This window comes from Novipirellula artificiosorum (genome assembly GCF_007860135.1).
Taxonomy (GTDB): domain Bacteria; phylum Planctomycetota; class Planctomycetia; order Pirellulales; family Pirellulaceae; genus Novipirellula_A; species Novipirellula_A artificiosorum.
This window is the reverse complement of record NZ_SJPV01000008.1, coordinates 61232-82173: the sequence shown is the minus strand read 5'-3', so window position 1 is coordinate 82173 and position 20942 is coordinate 61232. Positions and strand designations below refer to the sequence as shown.

Below are 20942 nucleotides of genomic sequence, written 5' to 3'. Positions count from 1 at the left end.
GCTGTGTTGGTGATAGTCCAGTCCGACGTGATAGGTTATTTTCGACATTGCTCGTTGCTCCGAGTGAAATCAGGGGAAGTTAGATATCACTTGGTTTTACTCTGCAGCGAGCATTTCATCCCCATCTACCAAAGTCGTCACTTGTTGTTCACGCGATGCTTAGCCCAGCAAAACTCGAGCAACATTGATGTAGATCACAATCCCAAGAATATCGACGATCCCTGCGACAAAGGGATTGCTCATCAAGGCGGGATCCAATCCGGCTCGCTTGAACAGAATCGGCAACGTCGCGCCACACAGGCATCCACAGACAATGACCGACAGCAGCGTAAACGGAATCACGAAAGCGCCACGAACCGTTGGAGCGATAAACAGCGCGACACCAAACCCGATCAAAGCCAAAAAACTGCCGAGCACCACCGAGACAATGCATTCGCGAACCAACACCAAGTACCAATCGCTAAACTTCACCTCTCCACTGGTCATGGCGGTGATGACCAGCGTCGCAGATTGGCTACCCGAGTTTCCACCGGCACTGATGATCAAGGGAATGAACCACACCAACCAAGCATAGCTTTCCAGCTCCACCTCGTAGCTACGCAAAGTAAATGCGGTTAGCAATGCGGCAAAAAACAGGATGGTCAGCCAGAGCCCTCGTTTCCAGGTAAGGGTAAACAGGCCAATGCGAAGGTAGTCATCTTCGAGTGGGGCCACCGCAGCGATACGATGGGCGTCTTCGGTCAATTCATCACGGACAACGTCGATCACATCATCGTGGGTAATGATGCCGAGAAGACGGCGTCCGGAATCGACAACGGGAATTGCCAGCAAGTTGTAACGCTCAACTTTTTCGGCGACCGATTCCTGGTCCTCGGTCACCAACGCGACGACCACATCCGATTCCATCATCTCGCCGAGCGTACGATTCGGCTTGGCCAGCGAGGAAACCAATTGTCGCGTCGACACAATCCCGCGCAGCATGTTGTCTTCATCAACCACATACAAATAGTAAATCGTCTCCAACTCGCTGGCTTGTCGGCCGAGTTCTTCGAGGGCTTCGCGAACGGTCAAGGTTTGAGCCAATTTCGCGACTTCGGTCGTCATCAGACCGCCGGCGGTTTCCTCCGCATAGGCTCGCAGTCGCTGAATGTTTCTGCGGTCTGCGAGCGGCAGCAGCGGAAGGATCTCGGCAACCCGCTCGTCCGGCAAGTCTTGTAGCAGGTCGACCCGGTCATCGGCCGGGATCTCTTCGACCAACTCGGCCACTTGCCACGGTTCGTGGTGCTGAAGCATCGCCAATTGGCGTTCTTCCGCAAAATAACCAAAGATCTCGGAGCGTCGTGCCGGCGCAGCGTGCTGGAGCACCTCCCACGCTTCTTCGTTGCTGAGTCCCTCCATGAACTCGGCCGTGCGACCGGGGTTCAGCGCATTGCAGAACTCGACCAGATCGGCCTCGTTATGATCGGCCAACATCTCGCGAAGTTCGGGAAGAAAGAGCGTGTTGACCATGGAGGAACCTAGTTGCTAACGCGTTCGATGTACTCTCCGGACCGGGAATCGATCTTAATCACGTTGCCAATCTTAATGAACCCGGGAACCGTGAATTCCGCTCCCGTTTCAACTTTGGCAGGTTTGGTCACGTTGGTCGCCGTGTCACCTTTCGCACCCGGCACACAATCGATCACTTCCAATTCCACATGATTCGGCGCTTCCACGATAATTGCATTGCCATTGTACAACGTCATCGAGCAAGACATACCATCTTTCAAGTACATCCAAATGTCACCCGCGACGTCGGACGAGACTTCGAATTGTTCGAACGATTCGCCGTGCATGAAGACGTAGTCTTCGCCTTGGCGGTAGAGGAATTGGACCTCGGTGGTTTCGACATCCGCAGATTCCAATGCATCGCCACCTTTGTAGGTGCGGTCCAAGGTGGTGCCGCGAATCAGGTTCTTCAGCTTACACTTGTAGAAAGCGTTTCCTTTTCCCGGCTTGACGAACATCATTTCCGACATGATGTAGGGTTCGCCGTCGATTTGGACCTTCAGCCCCTTACGGAAGTCACTTGTGTTATAAGTAGCCATAGTCGATGGCTCCGTTTTACGAGTCAGAACAGTGTTTATGAGGATCGGTTGTCACCGGACACATTGAATGAGCCAGCCCCCCCTTTCCGGTCAACCGGCCAAGATTCTAACCACCTTTTCAGGTCTTGTCCCGCCCGGTTCCGCGTCAGAATCACGACTTTTTGATGCAGATCGGGTCGACTGGAACGTTGACTGGCAAACAGCGCTTCGGCGGGCGATTCGATCCACAAACCAATTGCGACAGTTGCTAGGACTGCCCTTAGAGTCAGATTCTCGCGACAGCAACGAGTTTGGGACCTTCGTGCCACTCGAGTTTTTGCGACGAATCCAAAAGGGGGATGCACGGGATCCTCTGCTGCGCCAAGTCTTGGTCACGAGCGACGAACAACTCCAACACTCGGGTTTTGTCTCGGATCCGGTTGGCGACGGCGACGCGTTGGCCACCCCTGGATTGATCCATAAGTATGACGGTCGCGTGCTGCTGATCGCCTCAGGTGCCTGTGCCGTGCATTGCCGATACTGTTTCCGACGTGAATTTCCCTACGGCGAATTCGGGGGGCAGCGACAAAAATGGGAAGCTGCGATCCAGTACGTTCGCTCGCACCCTGACGTTCACGAAGTCATTCTCAGCGGCGGTGATCCGCTCACCTTGGTCGATGAGAATCTGTTCGAACTGCTCGATCGGATCGATGCGATTGGGCATGTTCGCCGTATCCGTATTCACTCGCGATTCCCGATCGTCATCCCGCAACGTATCACTCCTGCATTCTGCGATCATTTAAGTTCGCTAAGATCAAGGGTGTGGTTCGTTATTCATGCGAACCACGCAAGCGAGCTCGACGCAACTTGCCTAAGCCGGATCGGGCTACTGGTGGAAGCTGGCATTCCCGTACTCAACCAATCCGTCTTACTTCGCGGCGTCAATGCCAATGAGCAGTCGTTAGTGGATCTGATGACGAGGTTGGTGGATCATCGAATCCAACCTTACTACCTGCACCAACTCGATCGTGTTCGTGGTACAAAGCACTTTGAAGTCCCGATCCAGCACGGCCTCGAATTGATGAGACGCATTCGAGCAAGGTTGCCTGGCTACGCTGTTCCAACCTACGTCACGGAACAACCGGGCCAGCCTTCCAAGACACCGTTGGACCGAATCTGAAAAGAACGACCATGTACATCCTCGAAAACCCCGTGCTGCAGCGTGAACTGCTTGGTAACTTGCGGACCAACCGCGCGTTCATCCTGTTGGCGTTGTACCAGCTACTGCTTGCTGCAGTCGTTTTGTTGGCTTGGCCGAGTGAACAACGACTCGACCTGACCAGCAACCCTCCCTCCGCCGCAAAGCTGGTCAATTTGTTCTTCCTCGGCCAATACGTCATCGCATCGTTGATGGCCCCAAGCTTTGCGGCTGGTACGATCACGGGCGAAAAGGAGCGACACACCTACGAGATGCTGCTAGCCAGCCCGCTTCGTCCTGGCGCTATCGTGCTAGGAAAAATGGTCGCCAGCCTAACGCACCTTGGCATGTTGATTCTCGCATCCTTACCGATCATCGTGTTGTGTTTGCCGCTTGGTGGGGTCAGCGTCTTTGAAGTGCTCGCTGCCTACCTTGGCTTGATGGTCTCGGTGATCCTGTTCGGAGCCATCGGTGTTTTTTGCAGCAGTTACTTTTCACGAACCAGCAGTTCACTTGTCGTCAGCTATTTGATCATCTTACCACTGGTCATCTTGGCGATCTTATTTTGGCGTTCCCTTGAAGGCCAGGGCGAATTACGTCTGAAGTTGGCGGTGCTCGTGATTCCCGCCTTTGCACTCTCAGGGGTGATTTTGATGTGTGCTGCAGCGGCCGGCCGTATGCTGTACCCACCAGACGTTGGCAGCGAAGGGAACGAGGTCGTTGATTTGCAACGCGAAGCCGAGGAAGCCGTTGGACTGGTCATCCAGCCCGACCAGTTTCCCGATCGGTTGTTCGCTCCCCCCAAAAAATCAGAGCTGATGGCCGACGGTGCGAACCCCGTTTACGACAAAGAGATCCACAGCGAGATTTTTAGCCAAGGCACGTTGATGCTCCGTTTGGTGATCCAGATCAGCATGTTGTTAGCGATCCCATTGATGGGGGTCTTTTTGTTCTACTTGGATGAGAAAATCGCCTGGTTCACACTTTATGTGATCGTCTTCAACATGCTGGTGGGGCCGGTTTTCTTGGCGGGCAGCATGACCAGCGAACGCGAGCGTCAAACACTCGATCTGCTACTGACCACCACGCTCACACCGTGGCAGATTCTGTGGGGAAAGTTTGTGGTCGGTTTCCGCATCTCGGCCGTGTTGACCTGCTTTCTGCTCTGGCCGCTGCTGCTCGGGGGACTGCTGAACTACAGTTACTGGAGCAACCTGGGCAGTGTCTTCGGCATGTTCGCGATCGTTTCGATGGTTTGCTTGGTCAATGCCGTGGTGGCGCTGGTCTGCTCGCTGTTTCAGCGCAAGACATCGATCGCGTTGATGTGCACCTACATCGTGTTGTTGGTGCTGTATGTCGGACCACCGACCATCGTTTCGCTGATGACCATTCTCGACTTTCCTGACGCCTCGGTTGCAAAGGCAGAGTGGTTTGGCGTCACCAGTCCTTTCTCGGCAGCGTTTGCGTTGCCACTCGACGCGGCGCTACTTGAGGATGGCGAAGAACCCGCGAACGTCGGCAACCTGAGCATCGTGGCGGGTTACTTTGTCTTTAGTTTTGGTTTGGTCGTCGCATCGGTGTTTGCGATGATCGCTCGGTTACGTTCGCGTAACGGATTGTCCGAATGAATTGCATTTCGCTCACTCATTTCCCGCTCGCGGTTAACTCAATCACCACCCCCTTGAACGCGGGCGTCTTGCTCTTCGAATCGAGACATCGCGAAACAAGCACGTTGGCTTCGGGATAATACATCAAAGCGTTACCCGGTCGAATGGCTTCATATGCTCGGACCAAAATGCCCGTCATTTCTCCGGTATCGCTTTTGACGGTCACCCGTTGGTCATGCACGAAGTTCATCCGTTTGACATCCTCGGGATGCACCAAAATCACATCCCTCCGCTCCTGATTGCGATAAACGTCTTCTTCTTCGTAGACCACGGTATTGAATTGACCTTCGCTGCGAACCGTCATCAATCGCAATTGTCGATCGCCGGTTCCCTTGAGCGGTGGCAATGAATGAACATGCAAAACGCCACGACCATCGGCGGTATGGAAAGCCGGCTGATGAAACGTCCGCCCCGCGATTTGAAATTCTTCTTTGGTTTCATTCATCGCCGCGATTTTCTCGTAACCAGGAACCACCGCGGCAATCCATTGGCGAATGGTCGCGGTATGACGCATCGCATCCCAATCGATCCCTGGCGTAGCGGACAGTAATCCTTTTCCGATGGTGGCAATCACCTCGACTTCGCTTCGCGGCCCAGGCAGCCTTCGCGGTCCACCGTCACTCATGCGAACAAAATTGAACATCGATTCTTGCGTCGTGGGTTCGGGTTCCTCATCACGAGCGAGAACTGGCAAGATGATGGTTTCACCCGCCAAGCCGTGCACATGACCTGTGTTCATCGTGGTGCTCAACATCACATTCATCTCGAGCCGCGACAACGCCTCCGCTGCATACTTCGAATCGGGATTCGAGCCATACAAGTTGCCTCCAAGGCAAAAACCAACGCTGATTTCAGAGTTGCTGGCCGCTTCCATGCAAGCCATGGTGTCTTTGCCGGGCGACGTGGGAAGCGTGAGGTTGAACTTGGACTGCAACGATTCAAAGATCTGCTTGCGTAGATTGGGGGTGACGCCGACCGACCCCATCCCTTGAATATTGCTGTGGCCTCGAATGGGCATCATCCCGCACCCGGGTCGGCCGATCATGCCACGACACATCGCCAACGATGCGATCGCTTGCACGTTGTCGACGCCATGGGCATGGTGGGTAATGCCCATGGTCCACGCAAATACCGCGTGTTTGGATTGGCCGTACACCTCCGCAATCGTTTCGATCTCGCCTCGAGCGACGCCCGACTTTTGTTCAATCTCCTGCCAACTCAATTGATCGATCGCAGCGAGCCAGGATTCGCGATGTCGGCAATGATTCGCAAGAAAGGCATCGTCCAAGGTCCCCGCCTGCTTGACCGACTTCGCAATCCCCCACAACAACGCGAGGTCGCCACCGATGTGAGGCTGCACGTAGTGGCTGGCAATCTTCGTCCCCATTACAAGCGAAATCGGATCACTTGGCACACGGAACTTCATCAACCCAGTCTCGCGAACGGGGTTGATCACGATCACCTTTCCACCACGCCTGCGCAAATGCATCAGCGTGGTCATCAACCGCGGGTGGTTACTGGCAGGATTCCCGCCGATCAAGAAGACCAAGTCGGCTTGATCGACATCATCGAGCACGATCGTTGCGGTTGGGCTACCGATGGTCGACATCAATCCCACACCGCTTGCCTGGTGGCAATAATAGCTGCAGTTGTTGATATGGTTCGTGCCGTAAACGCGTGCGAGCAATTGCAATAGAAAACCGGCTTCATTGCTGCTGCGTCCGCTGAAATACCAAAACGACTTATCCGCCGCGGTCGCTTTCAGCTTGCAAATGATCGACGAGAACGCCTGCTGCCAAGAGATCACCTCGAAGTGCTCCGACCCTGTTTGGTAGCGAATCGGGTGGACCAATCGGCCGAGATTTTCGAGTTCGCGAGGCGACATTTGCTGCAGCGCGGCGATCGACGTCTTGGCCCAGAAGGTCGGCTCGATCCCCGGTTGCATATCGGCGACCATTGCCTGCATGCTCTTCTTGCAGACTTCCGGGAACGCCCCTTTTTCGTTCACCATGCCCCCTTTTTGGCCCCCCATGCCGAGCGCACAGGTCTTACACGTGTTGCGACTGCGAAGGGCTTGGAAGAGTTTCCAAAAACCGCCTGCTTCGCGTCCTTTAATCCAAGTGTATTGGATCGCGCGAAATCCGCCGCCACTTCCGACCGTCATGAGTCCCTATCCTTTCAAGCATCCCGTCGAAACGTCTCGCGTGGGTTAATAACGGAGGTGTTTGAAGAGCCCGACGCGCTGGAGTTTCCGCTATGTTAAGGGAAGGCTGGCCCACTTGATACGGTTGCGTTCCCTGACCTTCGAGCAATCGATGCCCGCTGCCGATCGTTTTTGCGTTGCTCCTATGGTTCCTTGTGACTTGCCTGATGCGTATATTCGATCCATCTCGGATCCTTTTCGACTGAATCGTTCCCATCCTCTGCGTCCCCCAAAGCCACCTGCACGTCGATGAAAATTCACGAATTTCAAGGCAAACAACTGTTCCGCCAAGCTGGAGTCCCCGTTTTGGACGGAATCGTCGCCAGTACAGCCGACGAGGCTGCGGCGGCTTATAAAAAGCTAGGCGGCCCGATCGCGGTCGTGAAAGCCCAAATCCATGCGGGCGGTCGCGGCAAAGGAACCGTGATCGATAACCCCGAACAAAAAGGGGTCGTGATTGTCAAATCGGCCGAACAAGCTCGTGCCGCCGCCAAAGGCTTGATCGATAAGAAATTGGTCACGATCCAGACGGGCCCCGAAGGCAAAACCGTCAATCGAGTCTTTGTCGAAGCCGGTTGCGATATCGCTCGCGAATTGTACCTAGGAATCATTATCGACCGAGCCGCTTGCAAGCCTGTCTTGATGGTCAGTACCGAAGGGGGCGTGGAGATTGAAGCGGTCGCTGAGAAAAACCCAGAGCTGATTTTCAAGGAACGCTATAACCCTGCTTATGGGATCGATGCCTTTCAAGTTCGCAAGCTCTGCAAGAAACTGGGGATCTCGGGTGAAGGTGCAAAATCGGCAGCCAAGTTCTTCAAAGCGGTTGGCCAATTTTTCGTCGACTACGACTGCTCGATGGTCGAAATCAACCCGCTGGTGATCACCGGTGATGGCAAGATGATTGCTTTGGACGCAAAGATCACTTTTGACGACAACGCCCTGTTCCGCCACAAGGACTTACTCGACTTGCGTGATTGGTCGGAAGAAGAGCCCAGCGAAGTTCGCGCTAGCGATGCGGGTTTGAGCTATGTCAAACTGGATGGCAACATCGGCTGCCTCGTCAATGGTGCCGGATTGGCGATGTCGACGATGGACATCATCAAGTACCACGGCGGTAACCCAGCGAACTTTCTCGATGTCGGCGGTGGTGCGAATGCTCAACAAGTGACCGAAGCGTTTCGAATCTTGTTGTCCGATCCGAACTGCAAAGGCGTGTTGGTCAACATCTTTGGTGGAATTGCTCGTTGTACAACGATTGCCGCAGCGTTGATCGAGGCAAGTAAAACGATCGGCTTTAAAGTGCCTTTGGTTGTCCGTCTCGAAGGAACGGAAGTCGAAGAAGGCCGCAAAATGCTCGAAGAGAGCGACGTTGACATCATCAGCGCCGTCGACATCACCGATGCGGCAAAGAAGATCGTCGCTGCCGTCCAGTAGGTCCGGATCGCTGCTGCTGTTTCCTTTCAGGTGACGCCTGATCGGCTCCCCTCTATAAAACTCCATTCCTCTTCACATCCAATACATTCTGTCATGAGTATCCTGGTTGACGGCAACACGCGAGTCATTTGCCAAGGCATCACCGGTAATGCTGGCACCTTTCATAGCCTCGGATGCCGAGAATACGGCACCCAGATGGTCGGCGGCGTCACGCCGGGTAAAGGTGGCGAGAACGTCGAAGGCATTCCCGTCTTTGACACGGTCGAAGAAGCGGTCGAGCAAACCGGTGCCGACGCGACGATGATCTTCGTCCCCCCCGCTTTCACATCCGATGCGATCATCGAAGCGGTCGATGCGGGAATCAAAGTGATTGCGGCTATTACCGAATTCGTCCCCGTCCTCGACATGGTTCGCGTTTACCGCAAAGTACGCGAGAGTGGTTCGGTGTTGATCGGACCCAATTGCCCCGGTTTGATCACGCCTGGTGAGTGCAAAATTGGCATCATGCCAGGCTACATTCATCAAAAAGGTAAAGTCGGCGTGATGAGCCGTAGCGGCACGTTGACCTATGAAGCGGTTTGGCAAACCAGTAATTTGAAACTGGGCCAAAGCACCTGTGTTGGACTCGGTGGCGATCCGATTGTCGGCACCAGCTTCATCGACCTCTTGAAGCTCTACCAGGAAGACGATCAAACTGAAGCCATTTTGATGATCGGCGAAATCGGTGGCTCGGCCGAAGAAGAGGCAGCCGAGTTCATCAAAGAGTATGTGACCAAACCTGTTGCCGCATTCATCGCAGGTCGCACCGCACCTCCGGGAAAACGAATGGGCCACGCCGGAGCCATCATCAGTGGTGGCAAGGGAACGGCCGTCGAAAAAGTCGCCGCCCTCGAAGCAGCGGGAATCGTCGTTGCCCCCACTCCCTCTGACATGGGCCAAGCCGTCGTCGATGCGATCGCAAAGGCGAACTAGTGGACCGTCAAGCTTAAAACTGCGAGTTGGGACGTAGTGGACTTCGCCAGAAGTCCCTAAGAACATTTGAGCTACGGATGTCTGGCGAAATCCACTACCCTAGTATTTAATGCTGACGATCCACTAGCAGTTTGGCACCGCTAAGCATTGGGTAGGACGGACTTCCCGTCCGTCATTCTGGTCAACAAATAACGGACGGAGAGTCCGTTCTACAAATTTGCGGCAACCCTCAAGGCGACTGCAACTTGGCGATGAACTCTCCGAACAGCGGCATCCAGTCGCTTCGACGGGGATGGTCACGGTCGGCGACTTCCACAAACCCTTGCTTGTCAAACCGAAAACGCGTTGGCACCGCATCGTCAGCGACACGGAGGGTTACGCGATAGGTGTTTTTGACTCGCTCGATCGGCTCGATCGCGGCATGCAGCCCCTCGGGTGAAATCGATTTGATGTACGGATCGGTCACCCGATCATCGGTTTTAAATCGAACGAAGAACGACCACTCCTTGTTGGATCCGATCTCAATCGTCCCCAGATCCAACCCCGAGGTATCGAGGGCGGGACCGTGAAACACGAGTGGCTTACCAAACCGACCTCGAAACGGCACTTCAATCCATTCGGTTTCTTCGCTCTTCATATCGAAAACATTCAATCGAATGGTCTCGTCGAAGGGACTCGCATCGTAGGCAGGTGCAGCATAGACGACGTTCACTTTGTAACCCGATCGAGCATGAAGCGAAACTCGCTGAAGATCCCCGATCGGCTGAACCTCCACCTGAATTTTCTCGGACGATGCTTCCCAATCGAGCACGACGAAGTCGTCGAACAATTGGCTATACAGCACACAAGAGAACTCGAGTGGCTGGCCAATGCTGCCCTTCAATCGCATCAGATCCTCGGCTTGCACCGACCATTTCGATCGAATTCGCCCCTGAACGGTCAATTCGATGGTTTCATGCGTAGGATCATTTGTCTCAATCAATGCGGTCTGTTGATAAGAATCCGTCACCTCCGCACCAACATTCCACACGACCCGAACCGACCTGGACTGACCCGCTGGAACCACTCGGTCTTCGATTTCAGCAATCGTGCATTTGCAACTGGTTCCCCCCGAAGACAAGACCAGATCACCCTCACCGACGTTCTTGACAACGAAGTCGTGGGACGCCCCGTTCGTACCGGGAGCAAGAAAGCCAAAGTCGAACGTTGCTTGTTCAACAAGGACGCGAGGCGATGAATTTTTTTTCGCATCTTCAATCGCGAGTTGCTCTTGTCGCAGCAATCGAAGCTTCTGCTCAAACTCGGCACGCCGATGGTCAGGAACTCCGTAGGGTTTGTTCTTGACGACGGCTCCAAGTGAAATCGCGAAGCCGAATGCCATACAGACACTCAGTCCGCCAAGAAACATTCGCGAGCCAGTGGATCGAAGAGAGAGCATAATCGGTATTCTTAGAATGTGTCATCAGGAGTTTGCAGCCGGGATTGCCGCAGCCCAAGAGTCCCGCGAGTGCGACTCGCGGGACGATAGCCGTTGGCAACAAGCCTAGTTGCTTTCGAAGGTCCCCTTCATCATCATTTCATCGATAAACAGCCCGTTGAACATTTCGTTCGGAGCGATCTCCACTTCGTTGTCGGCATAACCGCTGATTTGCGGGTTCGGCGAAACCCCATTGGGGAATTGGAATCCCGGGTTCAGATAGCCGTCGCCATTGTTACCGTCATAGAACTGCTTGACCGCACCGTCGGCCATCAAGATATTGGCGATTCCACCGTGCAGTGCGAACCAGTCACGCGTATCTTGGAGGTACAGGTTATTCCCACCTTTGCCGGTCGGCCCGACACCATTAGGGAAATCAAAGCAACGCGTGATCGTCGGCTGCCCTTTTTCACAAACCATTTGGTTGCGGATCGGCAACGAGACGTCCGCCAATCCAGCGGCATCTTGCTTGGCCAAATCAATGGAACCGGCACCATTGACGTAGGCAGGTCCGTCATTGAACGCTTCGGTGAGAAGCATCCCTTGAGGCAACAACTCTTCGCCATTGCTGCCGGTAATCGTGATCGACAGCATCGCTTCGTCAATATCGCCAGGCCCGGCGTCACCGAGAAGGGCGATGTTGGACGCCGGGATTCGACTGCCATCAATGATCGACAATTGGATCGGGCCCAACGTGCCTTCGCGCTGCTTGAAGTCTCGCTGGTTGCCACTTCGTGTGTTCAAGACAATGTTGTTCCCCTGACCGCTTGTCAAAGGAGCATTGCGAACCAAGTGATAGCCTGCTGCATAGTTGGTGTTGTAACCCTTTTCGATGAACTTGGTGCCAATGTGCTGTGCACGCTCAGGCGAATTGGCCACCAACACAGGAGTCGAACCAAAGATGGGACGACACTCGCCGGTGTTCAGCCGGTTCGCAGTGGTTCCCTTTCCATTGGTGGTATCGGTACCAACAAGGTCATTCAGTTTTTCACTTCCCTTGCCACCGTTGCTTGGGCAAAGCATGTCCGATGGAATGGCAAGGCCGCTGTTGACCAGGTCGGCGACCCACCCATACGTGTCCATGCATCCGTCGCGACGATAGTCGCTTGCACCGGTACAGAGACGACCAATTTGGTCGCGTTCGGCATACGTCAGCAACCCGATGCCGAATTGGCGAAGGTTGTTGGAACATTGGCTACGGCGAGCTGCTTCGCGTGCTTTTGCAAGCGCCGGCAGCGCTAGCGCCGCCAACAGTGCGATAATCGAAATCACAACGAGCATTTCGATCAAAGTAAAGCCCTTTTGGGAGTTCTTCATTTCTAAGTTTCCTGTTTTTGTTATCGGTTGAATTCTTGTTGTCTTGCGACGATCTGAAGATCGAACGGCAGTTCGCTCGCAGTGGCGACGCCGCTCGGCGTTTGTTTGCGTTGAGCATCGGGTCGAAGCCCGACGCTACGAGTAACGAAAGTGTTCTGTAAGACGTAAAGATGCAATTGTTCTAAATAGAATCCCCTCCCATCAAAAACGGTTCCCTAACTGGCGAGTGCAACCTCATGGGCGACTTGCCGTAATTTGCTGAATCAATTCGATTTGCCCTTTGACATCAACGAGTAGTAGCTTGCGAGATCAAGGTCTCCCGCCTCAACGTCGCCACTGGTCCAGTACTGCGGATGTTGAGAAAAGCCGTTGTTGATGAATCCGTCGCCGTTGCGATCGTCGAGTCCATGAATCGAGCCATCAGCCATCAAGACGTAGGCAACTCCTAGATGCACCGGAGCCATACCGCGATAGTCTTGTTTGGTGGCATGGTTCCATGCTCGCAGCCAACCGCCATGCCCCTCACGCGGAGTGGTTGACGGAAACTGCGGAACTTCCAACAAAGCCCAATCCGTTCCGCTGCTCAGCGCCACCGGTTGCCCGACCATCGAGACAGCGTAGGCGGATTCGGCTGGTATGGTTTCGTTAATTTCTGTGCCCAGGAATCCAACGGCTGCCGCATCGCAAAGCAGTGGCACCGTGCTGGCCGGAGCACGCCCTGAATCGACCCGTTTGGTCGTGAGCGGCCCCAAGGTCGTAAAGCGCCCTTTCGTATCGGACATCCAATCTCGCATCACGGTTCGTGTTCCGGTCGTCGCGACCCCATCGGCACACGCACCACTCACTTCCACGTTCCCATCGTTATTGATTCGAAACTCCGATCGGAACAAAAACCAGCTTCCGGCATAGTTGGTGTTGTAGCCCTTTTGGAACATTTTCCGCTCGATCAACGCGGCTCGAGCCGCCGGATCCGTGATCGAGTTTTCAACGATCTCGCGGGCAATATTGAGCACTCGGTCACCCATCGCATCGTCGTATGCGACACTTCCGAGGCGCCGCCCCTCGAGACAATGCAGACACGAAGGACAACTCGAATCGTTGGACAGGTCGATATCCCCCACATCCATCGTCAACAATTGATAGACAGCCGAAGAGGATGTCGCTGGATTGCTCGGACACCGCATCTCGCCGACGAGAATGCCGCGGTCGACCAAATCCGAGACCCATCCATACTCGGTAGGGACACCGTCACGCTCGAAATTAAAGTCCCCAGTACAAAACGCAGCATCGGAGTCATTCGTGGTTCGCGCCGTCAAGCCAATCCCAAATTGCCGCAAGTTGCTTTGACATTGCGAGCCACGAGCCGCTGCGCGGGCTTTGTTGATCGCGGGCAATAACAAGGATGCAAGAACCCCAATGATCGAAATCACCACCATCATCTCAACAAGGGTGAACCCCCTCGATGACGAACACTTCACGTGTAGCAGGTTCGGTTGGTTTGCGGTCATCGATTCGCTTTCTGAGTGAATGCCAAACTCGACACTTTGCATTTCGATGGTCATTGGAATCAAGGAAAGTGAAGGTCGAACGTAGTCGATGTGATCGTTCGATGAAGCCTCTTGCAGACATCAATTTCGATGTCGCACGTGACCATTGAAACGTTTGCTTTTGCTGCGGCAAGAGCCAATTGGTAAGCTCACGAAGTCTTCATCGGATCTTCGCAGGCGTACCGTGCCCCACCATCAATGGCAACGATCGCATGCGAGAGATGCAAGGGCGATCGCATTAAACCAAGCGACGTGAGAATGGCTCGATTGCTATCCTTGCGGATGACGACACGACAACGTCTTGGGTGGTACACTGACCTAAGCTGGCATGGAATCCTTCATGCAGACTTCACAAATTCAAACGCCCTTTTAGTGACAAAGACCAAGGTTTCCGCATGACTGGCACCCCGTCAGCACGATTGCAGGGATTTGCGACACGTGAATCACTTCAAGCACACCAACTTGCTCGGCTCAATGCGCTATTGACTGCCGTCCGGGACCGCCCCTTTTATTGCCAACGCCTTCAACACCTTTCCCTGCCACTTCGTTCCCTCGATGAACTTGCGGAAGTGCCCCTGCTTGAGAAAGCGGATCTGGTCCCCGCTAGCCCTGCGACCCCCGCGTGCATCTTTGACCTACCGATGGATCAATACACGCGTCTCCATCAAACCAGCGGAACAAGCGGATGGCCCCTTCCCGTTCTCGACACCGCCGACGATTGGCAATGGTGGCTCGATTGTTGGCAATACGTTTTGGATGCAGCGGAAGTGAGCGTCAAAGACATAGCCATGATGGCCTTTTCGTTTGGCCCGTTCATTGGCTTCTGGACCGCGAACGACGCGATGATCGCGCGTGGCGCGTTGGTCGTTCCCGGTGGTGGGCTGACGAGCGAAGCTCGCCTCAAAATGATTCATGATTATCACTGTACCGTACTGTGCTGTACGCCAACCTACGCGCTGCACCTAGTCGCCGTGGCAAAGGAGCGTTCGATCGAGCTGACGGAAAACCGCGTCTCTCGTATCATCGTGGCCGGGGAGCCGGGTGGCTCGATCGCTTCGGTGCGAAAACGAATCGAGGACGCCTGGGGGGCACGCGTGATCGATCACAGCGGGGCAAGCGAATTGGGTGCGTGGGGGGTCGGCAGCGTCGATGGAGGTGGTCTTCATGTGATCGAGAGTGAATTCATTGCGGAAACGCTTCAGTTTGATCAAGATCACCCCCAAGGCGTGCCCGCTGCGGAGGGTGAACTCGCCGAGTTGGTGCTGACCAACCTTGGCCGACTCGGTGGTCCAGCGATTCGGTATCGCACGGGTGACATCGTTCGAGCCTATCGGAAACACGATGCTCCTTCACCGTTTCTCTGGCTCCGCGGTGGAGTGATCGGGCGTGCGGATGATATGATTGTGATTCGTGGTGTGAATGTTTTCCCAAGCAGCATTGAGGCAATCCTTCGCGAGATCGATGCCGCTGCGGAATACCTTATGATTGTCGATCAAGTGGACGAAATGGACCAATTGCGAATCGAGATTGAAAGCGTTGGCGATCTGGCCAGCGTCCTGGCGGCGGCATTGCGAAATCGACTCGCGCTACGAATCGACGTCGCGGCGGTCCCCCACAACTCGCTGCCGCGATCACAAGCAAAATCACGCCGCTTGATTGACAACCGAAAACCATTGTCCTAACGGAGCCTTTCTTGCAATCCTCTGAATCCAAAGAGAACCCTGACGCTTTCGATCTATCGCCCACCGCGATCACTCGCGATGGCGATGCGACGATCGAAATCACCTGGACCGATGGATCAACGAACCGATGGACAGCCGGGGAGCTTCGCAAAGCATGCCCCTGCGCGACGTGCCGGGAAAAACGCAAAGCGAGCGATGAGAAAAAAGCCACGCCGGGGCCAACGCCCTTGCCCGTGCTGAGTAGCGCGGAAGCGCGCCCGTTACAGATTGAGTCGATGCGGCCCGTTGGATCCTATGCTTACAACATCGCCTTCAGCGATGGGCACTCGTCGGGGATCTTTCCAATGAGATTATTGGCCGGCCAAAAGATCGAGATGGAATGACGACCATGGTGAGCAAGCAAAGGGATGTTCGCCGTCCGTTGATCCAGGCAGCCAAGGCACTTCGTGACGCGGCCGAGACACTGACGTTCGCGGAACCGGTAACACATGTCTACAACCCCTTAAGCTACGCGTGGAAATCACACCAAGCCTATCTCCGCTGTGTGAATCCGGCAGGTGTTCGCGTCGTGTTTCTCGGCATGAACCCCGGACCGTGGGGGATGGCACAAACCGGAGTTCCCTTCGGCGAGATCGCAGCCGTCCGAGACTGGATCGGGATTGAACGGCCGGTCGAACGGCCCCGCGTCGAACATCCGAAGCGCCCCGTGCAAGGGTTTGCCTGCGAGAAAAGCGAAGTCAGCGGCCGTAGGCTGTGGGGATTGTTTCAAACGAAGTACCCCAACGCCAGCGATTTTTTCCAGGACCACTTCGTTGCCAACTATTGCCCGCTGGTCTTCATGGAGGCATCCGCCAAAAATCGCACCCCCGACAAGCTGCCCGCCAACGAACGTCAAACGCTCAACGAGATATGCGACATCCACCTGATTCGGCTGATCACGAGCCTCAACCCTGAATTTGTGGTCGGCGTGGGAGCGTATGCGGAGTCATGCTTGAAGCGGGTCCTCGACGAAACCGAGGCGCGTGCCAAACTGTCACGTATTCTGCATCCGAGCCCCGCATCCCCCGCGGCAAACAAGGGCTGGGCCGACAAAGCGACCGAACAACTGCAAGCGGGGGGAGTCTGGTAGCTGCGGCCTCACAGGCAACGAAAAACGACGGCCTTTGAGGGACCGTCGTTGAGTTGAGTTTGGAACGAGCTCGATGCCTTTTACTCTTCGCTACCCGCTGCAACCGGTTCGGCAGCGGTGTCTTCGTTAGCGACAGGAGCCTGATCTTCGAAGGAGGGTCGTTCGGCCTTGCGTTTCACGCGGTCGTTCTTGCCGACAAATTCCAACAACGCCCGCGTACCCGCGTCACCCAATCGTGGAGTCGCAAGACGCAGGATCCGTGTGTACCCACCGGGTCGATCCACAAATCGTTCCGCGATGGTATCAAACAAAATCGCAGTCGCCTGTTTGTCGCCAATCAGTTGGACAACACGACGTTGTGCTGCAACCACGGGAGCCCGGGCTGCGGCCCATTTCTGCCACTCGTCGCTCTTGCGCCACTGCTTGTAAGCTTCGGTGCCTCGATCGGCCTGCGTCGCGTGCTTCTGCGCTTCCTCGGCATAGGGCAAGCTCTTCTTGGCGATCGTAATGCACTTCTCGACCAACGGCCGTACTTCTTTGGCTTTGTGCAGAGTCGTCGTGATTCGGCCAGCAACCTTCGGTGCATTATCATCGTAGGTTGCGTCGCGTTCGGTCAAGAACAAAGCACTCGCTAAATTCTTGAGCAACGCCTTGCGGTGACTTGGGCTTCGTCCAAGCACGCGGCCTTTTCGTCGGTGTCGCATGGCGAAATATCCGTCTGTAGTTTTATTGAAAAATGTGTGAGTTCAGGGAAAGGGCAACCACTTAAAAAAGCGGTTGGTTTGGCACTCGCATGCCGAGGTGCAACCCGTACTGAGCCAACTTCTCGCGAACTTCGTTCAGCGTGGTGTCGCCAAAATTGCGAACTTCCAACAGTTGGTCTTCGGTTCGTTGAACCAAATCGCGAACCGTTTGAATCGCTTCGCTTTCGAGACAGTTATTCGCACGAACCGACAATCGCAATTCCGCCAGCGTCATGTTCAACTTGGCTTCGAGTTGCGCTTCGGGCGAACCCGTACCGCCTCGGGCTGCTGAAAAAATACTCGGCCCAAGTTCGCGATATTGAACGAACGGATTGAGGTGTTTACGCAGGATCTTCGCCGCCTCGACCAACGACAGCTCAGGATTCACGCTGCCGTCCGTCCAAATCTCGAGGATCAAACGATCGAAGTTCGTCTTTTGACCCACACGCGTTTCCTCGACTTCGTATCGAACGCGCGTGATCGGGCTGAAGACCGCGTCGATCGGAATGATACCGATTTCGTGGTCGACGCTACTGTGCTCCGTACTCGGAACATAACCGCGTCCATTTTCGACAACCATTTCCATCATGAAGGGCGTGTCGTCGGTCAACGTCGCGATCACGTGATTCTTGTTGATGATCTCGACATCCGAATCGGTCTGAATGTCCCCGCCGGTAATCACACCCGCTTTGTCGGACTCGACGGTGATCACTCGTGTCGCTTCGCTGTGGTTCTTCACCACCAAGCTCTTCACGTTCAACACGATTTCTGTGACATCTTCCATCACGCCGGGAATCGTGGTGAATTCGTGCTGAGCACCACGAATCTTGATCTGCGTGACCGCACTGCCCATCAAACTGCTAAGCAGAACACGACGCAGGCTATTGCCAACGCTCGCTCCGAAACCGCGTTCAAACGGCTCGGCGGAAAATTTGCCGTAAGTCGACGTGAGGGATTCGCGATCGACCTCGAGCGTGCTTGGTAACTCCATACCACGCCATCGAATGTGCATCGACATGTGACCTCGATTCTTGGGTTGTGTTTGTTTGACGGTATCCCAACGATCGCTGGGCTTGATGGCTTCGTCCCGAACACGCAAAGGCCCGAATACTTCCGAGGCAGGATTGCGAAACGAAACAAAAGCAATGGGAACAGGCTTAGACGCGACGCTTTTTGCGTGGCCGGCAACCATTGTGGGGGATCGGCGTAACCTCTTCGATCAATTTCACATTCAATCCAGCGGATTGCAGGGCCGTGATCGCACTTTCGCGACCCGAACCAGGCCCCTTCACGCGGACTTCGCAATCACGCATTCCGAACTTGGTCGCTTTCTCAGCGGCCTGCTGCGCGGCGCACTGGCCGGCAAACGGGGTGCTCTTGCGACTGCCCTTGAACCCACTAGTTCCCGCACTCGCCCAGCACAACGTATCCCCTTTGGGATCGGTGATGGTCACCGTGGTGTTGTTGAACGTGGCGTGAATGTGAGCGACACCGCTGGTCACGTTACGACGTACTTTTTTCTTCTTATTGGTCTTTGCCACTGCAAAGTCTCGATCAAGTGAAGTGGAGGATGGTTTGAAATAAGGGAAAAACGTCAAGCAAACGCTTAACGCAAATCCTTAACGCCCTTCTTACCGGCAACCGTCTTACGAGGGCCTTTCCGGGTTCGTGCGTTGGTCTTGGTTCGTTGACCACGAACGGGCAAACTGACGCGGTGTCGGATGCCTCGATAGCAGCGGACTTCGCGAAGTCGGTTAATGTTTTGGGTCACTTGGCGACGAAGGGGACCTTCGACCGTGTAATCGCGTTCAAGTAGTGCCGCGATTCGGCTCAATTCTTCTTCGCTCAAGTCACTTGCTTGACGTGCGGGATCGATCCCTAGTTTGTCGCAAGCCTCACGAGCCGTGAACAAACCGATCCCGTACAAGTAGGTCAGCGAATACTGGATTTGCTTGTCGTTTGGCACATCGACGCCCATCAGACGGGGCATAGCGGAACTCCTGAGGTAACAATCCGAGGGGACTTGCACAAAAATTTAACGGTAGGACTCGAGCGACCACGCTGCAAGCTGCGTGAGGGTGCTACGGCCAAGAATCCCGAACTATAGCGAACGGCCCCCTATTTGCTCAATGGGGACGCGTCGCGTTTTTTCCAGAAATTTTTCTCCGGAGCTTTGAAAACTCCGTCGGGACGTCATCTTTCGCAGATGCTGGAAGTCTAGTGTGTTCGATTTGTTCGAATTGGGAAAGGTCGATCGTCAAAATTGTGTCACCTGAAACGGAAGACCATACCCGAGTGAGCCAAACTTCACCACAAAACGGTATTAGCTGGCGATAGATCTCCGCTCCACCAACGACAAACGCCGGCTTTGCGTCCCCGGCAAGGGCAACAGCCTGCTCTGGACTTGCCGCTCGCGTCACGCCCGCGACCGTCCAATCGGCATTTCGAGTGATGACAATCGTGCGACGCCCCGGCAACGGCCGGCCAATCGAGTCGAATGTTTTTCGCCCCATGATCAGCGTTCCGCCCATCGTCATCCGCTTGAAACGTTGCAAATCACTGCTCAAACGCCAGGGCATGTCCCCGTCTTTGCCAATCACGCCCGACGGCGTCATCGCCACCAGGGCAACAAGGGGGTGTGCTCGGCATCCGCTTCCCTGCTGATCCTGCCCACTCGGGGGCGAGGGAACCGAAGAATCGGCTGGCCCGCTCATACTGCAATGGGTGCCTTGATTCGCGGATGCGGATCGTAGTCGATGAGCTGAAAATCGTCGAAGCCGAAGCCGTCGATGGATTCAGGAGTGGACAGAATCTGCATGCTCGGCAGCGGTTTCGGATGCCGAGACAGTTGTTCGCGTGCCTGATCGAAATGATTCCGGTACAAATGAACATCGCCGAGCGTGTGCACAAAATCCCCTGCCTCTAACCCCGTGACCTTCGCCATCATCATCGTCAACAGCGCGTAGCTTGCAATGTTGAACGGGACGCCCAGGAACAGGTCGGCACTGCGCTGGTACAACTGGCACGATAACCTGTTTCCCGCCACATAGAATTGAAAAAGAAGGTGGCACGGTGGTAAAGCCATCTGCTCAACCTGGGCCACGTTCCACGCCGACACCACCAATCGTCGAGATTGCGGATTCTGCTGGATCTCCTGCTGAACCCAAGCGATCTGATCGACAGTGGAACCATCCGCAGACGGCCAACTGCGCCATTGCTTTCCGTAAATGGGCCCAAGTTCGCCGTTGTCGTCGGCCCACTCATCCCAAATCGTCACCCCATTCTTCTGGAGCCAATTAACGTTGGTGTCGCCGCGCAGAAACCACAACAATTCGTAAATGATCGAACGAACATGCAGCTTCTTGGTCGTCAGCAGCGGAAAGCCCTCGCTGAGATCAAAACGCATTTGACGCCCGAAAAGCCCACGGGTCCCTACGCCGGTCCGGTCATCGCGATCGAGACCGTGGTTGAGAACTTCGTCAAGGAGGTGAAGGTACGTTCGCATCG

General features: G+C 54.9%; 19 protein-coding genes. 7 read left to right on the top strand and 12 right to left on the bottom strand.

Features of this window, described 5'->3' with window-relative positions:
• Nucleotides 1-159: 159 nt before the first annotated feature.
• Together mgtE and efp are read right to left on the bottom strand one after the other, a co-directional pair.
• Nucleotides 160-1509 (bottom strand): magnesium transporter, encoded by a 1350-nt coding sequence (gene mgtE, locus Poly41_RS20815; RefSeq protein WP_146528665.1) that lies wholly within the window; start codon nucleotides 1507-1509, stop codon nucleotides 160-162.
• An 8-nt stretch (nucleotides 1510-1517) separates the two neighbouring features.
• Entirely contained in the window at nucleotides 1518-2087 is a 570-nt protein-coding gene (gene efp, locus Poly41_RS20810; RefSeq protein ID WP_146528664.1) for an elongation factor P, read from the bottom strand.
• Between the two features lie 67 nt (nucleotides 2088-2154).
• Here efp and epmB point away from each other — a divergent pair, with 67 nt between their 5' ends.
• Both epmB and Poly41_RS20800 read left to right on the top strand, forming a co-directional pair.
• Nucleotides 2155-3246, top strand: coding sequence for an EF-P beta-lysylation protein EpmB (gene epmB, locus Poly41_RS20805; RefSeq protein WP_146528663.1), 1092 nt, complete (start codon nucleotides 2155-2157; stop codon nucleotides 3244-3246).
• Nucleotides 3247-3257: 11 nt separating this feature from the next.
• Nucleotides 3258-4892 carry an ABC transporter permease gene (locus tag Poly41_RS20800; RefSeq protein ID WP_146528662.1) on the top strand — a complete coding sequence of 545 codons (1635 nt, stop codon included), beginning with the start codon at nucleotides 3258-3260 and terminating at the stop codon, nucleotides 4890-4892.
• 16 nt (nucleotides 4893-4908) lie between these two features.
• Here the strand turns inward: Poly41_RS20800 and Poly41_RS20795 are convergent, their stop codons facing one another.
• Nucleotides 4909-7095 carry an FdhF/YdeP family oxidoreductase gene (locus Poly41_RS20795; RefSeq protein WP_146528661.1) on the bottom strand — a complete coding sequence of 729 codons (2187 nt, stop codon included), beginning with the start codon at nucleotides 7093-7095 and terminating at the stop codon, nucleotides 4909-4911.
• Nucleotides 7096-7383: 288 nt separating this feature from the next.
• Between Poly41_RS20795 and sucC the strand changes: the two genes are divergently transcribed.
• Together sucC and sucD are read left to right on the top strand one after the other, a co-directional pair.
• Nucleotides 7384-8568: an ADP-forming succinate--CoA ligase subunit beta gene (sucC, locus tag Poly41_RS20790; RefSeq protein ID WP_146528660.1), complete on the top strand. Its 1185-nt coding sequence runs from the start codon at nucleotides 7384-7386 to the stop codon at nucleotides 8566-8568.
• A gap of 93 nt (nucleotides 8569-8661) precedes the next feature.
• Nucleotides 8662-9540, top strand: a complete 879-nt coding sequence (sucD, locus tag Poly41_RS20785; RefSeq protein WP_146528659.1) for a succinate--CoA ligase subunit alpha — start codon at nucleotides 8662-8664, stop codon at nucleotides 9538-9540.
• Nucleotides 9541-9769: 229 nt separating this feature from the next.
• On the opposite strand, the gene Poly41_RS20780 is transcribed toward sucD, so the two are convergent.
• From Poly41_RS20780 to Poly41_RS20770, 3 genes are all read right to left on the bottom strand, one after another.
• Nucleotides 9770-10978 (bottom strand): DUF1573 domain-containing protein, encoded by a 1209-nt coding sequence (locus Poly41_RS20780; protein ID WP_146528658.1) that lies wholly within the window; start codon nucleotides 10976-10978, stop codon nucleotides 9770-9772.
• Between the two features lie 105 nt (nucleotides 10979-11083).
• Entirely contained in the window at nucleotides 11084-12334 is a 1251-nt protein-coding gene (locus Poly41_RS20775) for a DUF1559 family PulG-like putative transporter (RefSeq protein ID WP_146528657.1), read from the bottom strand.
• Nucleotides 12335-12597: 263 nt separating this feature from the next.
• On the bottom strand, nucleotides 12598-13842 hold the full coding sequence (locus Poly41_RS20770; RefSeq protein ID WP_146528942.1) for a prepilin-type N-terminal cleavage/methylation domain-containing protein: 1245 nt from the start codon (nucleotides 13840-13842) through the stop codon (nucleotides 12598-12600).
• A gap of 434 nt (nucleotides 13843-14276) precedes the next feature.
• Between Poly41_RS20770 and Poly41_RS20765 the strand changes: the two genes are divergently transcribed.
• Genes Poly41_RS20765 through Poly41_RS20755 form a run of 3 tightly spaced genes read left to right on the top strand, consistent with a single transcriptional unit; the run spans nucleotide 14277 to nucleotide 16692 of the window.
• Complete coding sequence (locus Poly41_RS20765; RefSeq protein ID WP_146528656.1) at nucleotides 14277-15563, top strand: acyl-CoA synthetase family protein; 1287 nt, start codon at nucleotides 14277-14279, stop codon at nucleotides 15561-15563.
• A gap of 11 nt (nucleotides 15564-15574) precedes the next feature.
• Nucleotides 15575-15946 (top strand): DUF971 domain-containing protein, encoded by a 372-nt coding sequence (locus Poly41_RS20760; RefSeq protein WP_146528655.1) that lies wholly within the window; start codon nucleotides 15575-15577, stop codon nucleotides 15944-15946.
• 5 nt (nucleotides 15947-15951) lie between these two features.
• Entirely contained in the window at nucleotides 15952-16692 is a 741-nt protein-coding gene (locus Poly41_RS20755) for a uracil-DNA glycosylase family protein (protein WP_315853741.1), read from the top strand.
• A gap of 80 nt (nucleotides 16693-16772) precedes the next feature.
• Here Poly41_RS20755 and Poly41_RS20750 read toward each other — a convergent pair whose 3' ends face one another.
• From Poly41_RS20750 to Poly41_RS20725, 6 genes are all read right to left on the bottom strand, one after another.
• The gene (locus Poly41_RS20750; RefSeq protein WP_146528653.1) at nucleotides 16773-17396 is read right to left on the bottom strand and encodes a bL17 family ribosomal protein; all 624 of its coding nucleotides are present in this window, start codon (nucleotides 17394-17396) and stop codon (nucleotides 16773-16775) included.
• 61 nt (nucleotides 17397-17457) lie between these two features.
• Entirely contained in the window at nucleotides 17458-18453 is a 996-nt protein-coding gene (locus Poly41_RS20745; protein ID WP_146528652.1) for a DNA-directed RNA polymerase subunit alpha, read from the bottom strand.
• Nucleotides 18454-18592: 139 nt separating this feature from the next.
• A complete protein-coding gene (gene rpsK, locus Poly41_RS20740; protein ID WP_146528651.1) occupies nucleotides 18593-18976 on the bottom strand; it encodes a 30S ribosomal protein S11 in 384 nt (127 codons plus the stop codon).
• 65 nt (nucleotides 18977-19041) lie between these two features.
• On the bottom strand, nucleotides 19042-19413 hold the full coding sequence (gene rpsM / locus Poly41_RS20735) for a 30S ribosomal protein S13 (RefSeq protein ID WP_146528940.1): 372 nt from the start codon (nucleotides 19411-19413) through the stop codon (nucleotides 19042-19044).
• Between the two features lie 148 nt (nucleotides 19414-19561).
• Nucleotides 19562-20149 carry a dihydrofolate reductase gene (locus tag Poly41_RS20730; RefSeq protein ID WP_146528650.1) on the bottom strand — a complete coding sequence of 196 codons (588 nt, stop codon included), beginning with the start codon at nucleotides 20147-20149 and terminating at the stop codon, nucleotides 19562-19564.
• A complete protein-coding gene (locus Poly41_RS20725; RefSeq protein ID WP_146528649.1) occupies nucleotides 20146-20940 on the bottom strand; it encodes a thymidylate synthase in 795 nt (264 codons plus the stop codon). Before Poly41_RS20725 ends, Poly41_RS20730 begins: the two co-directional genes overlap by 4 nt.
• Nucleotides 20941-20942 lie beyond the last annotated feature (2 nt).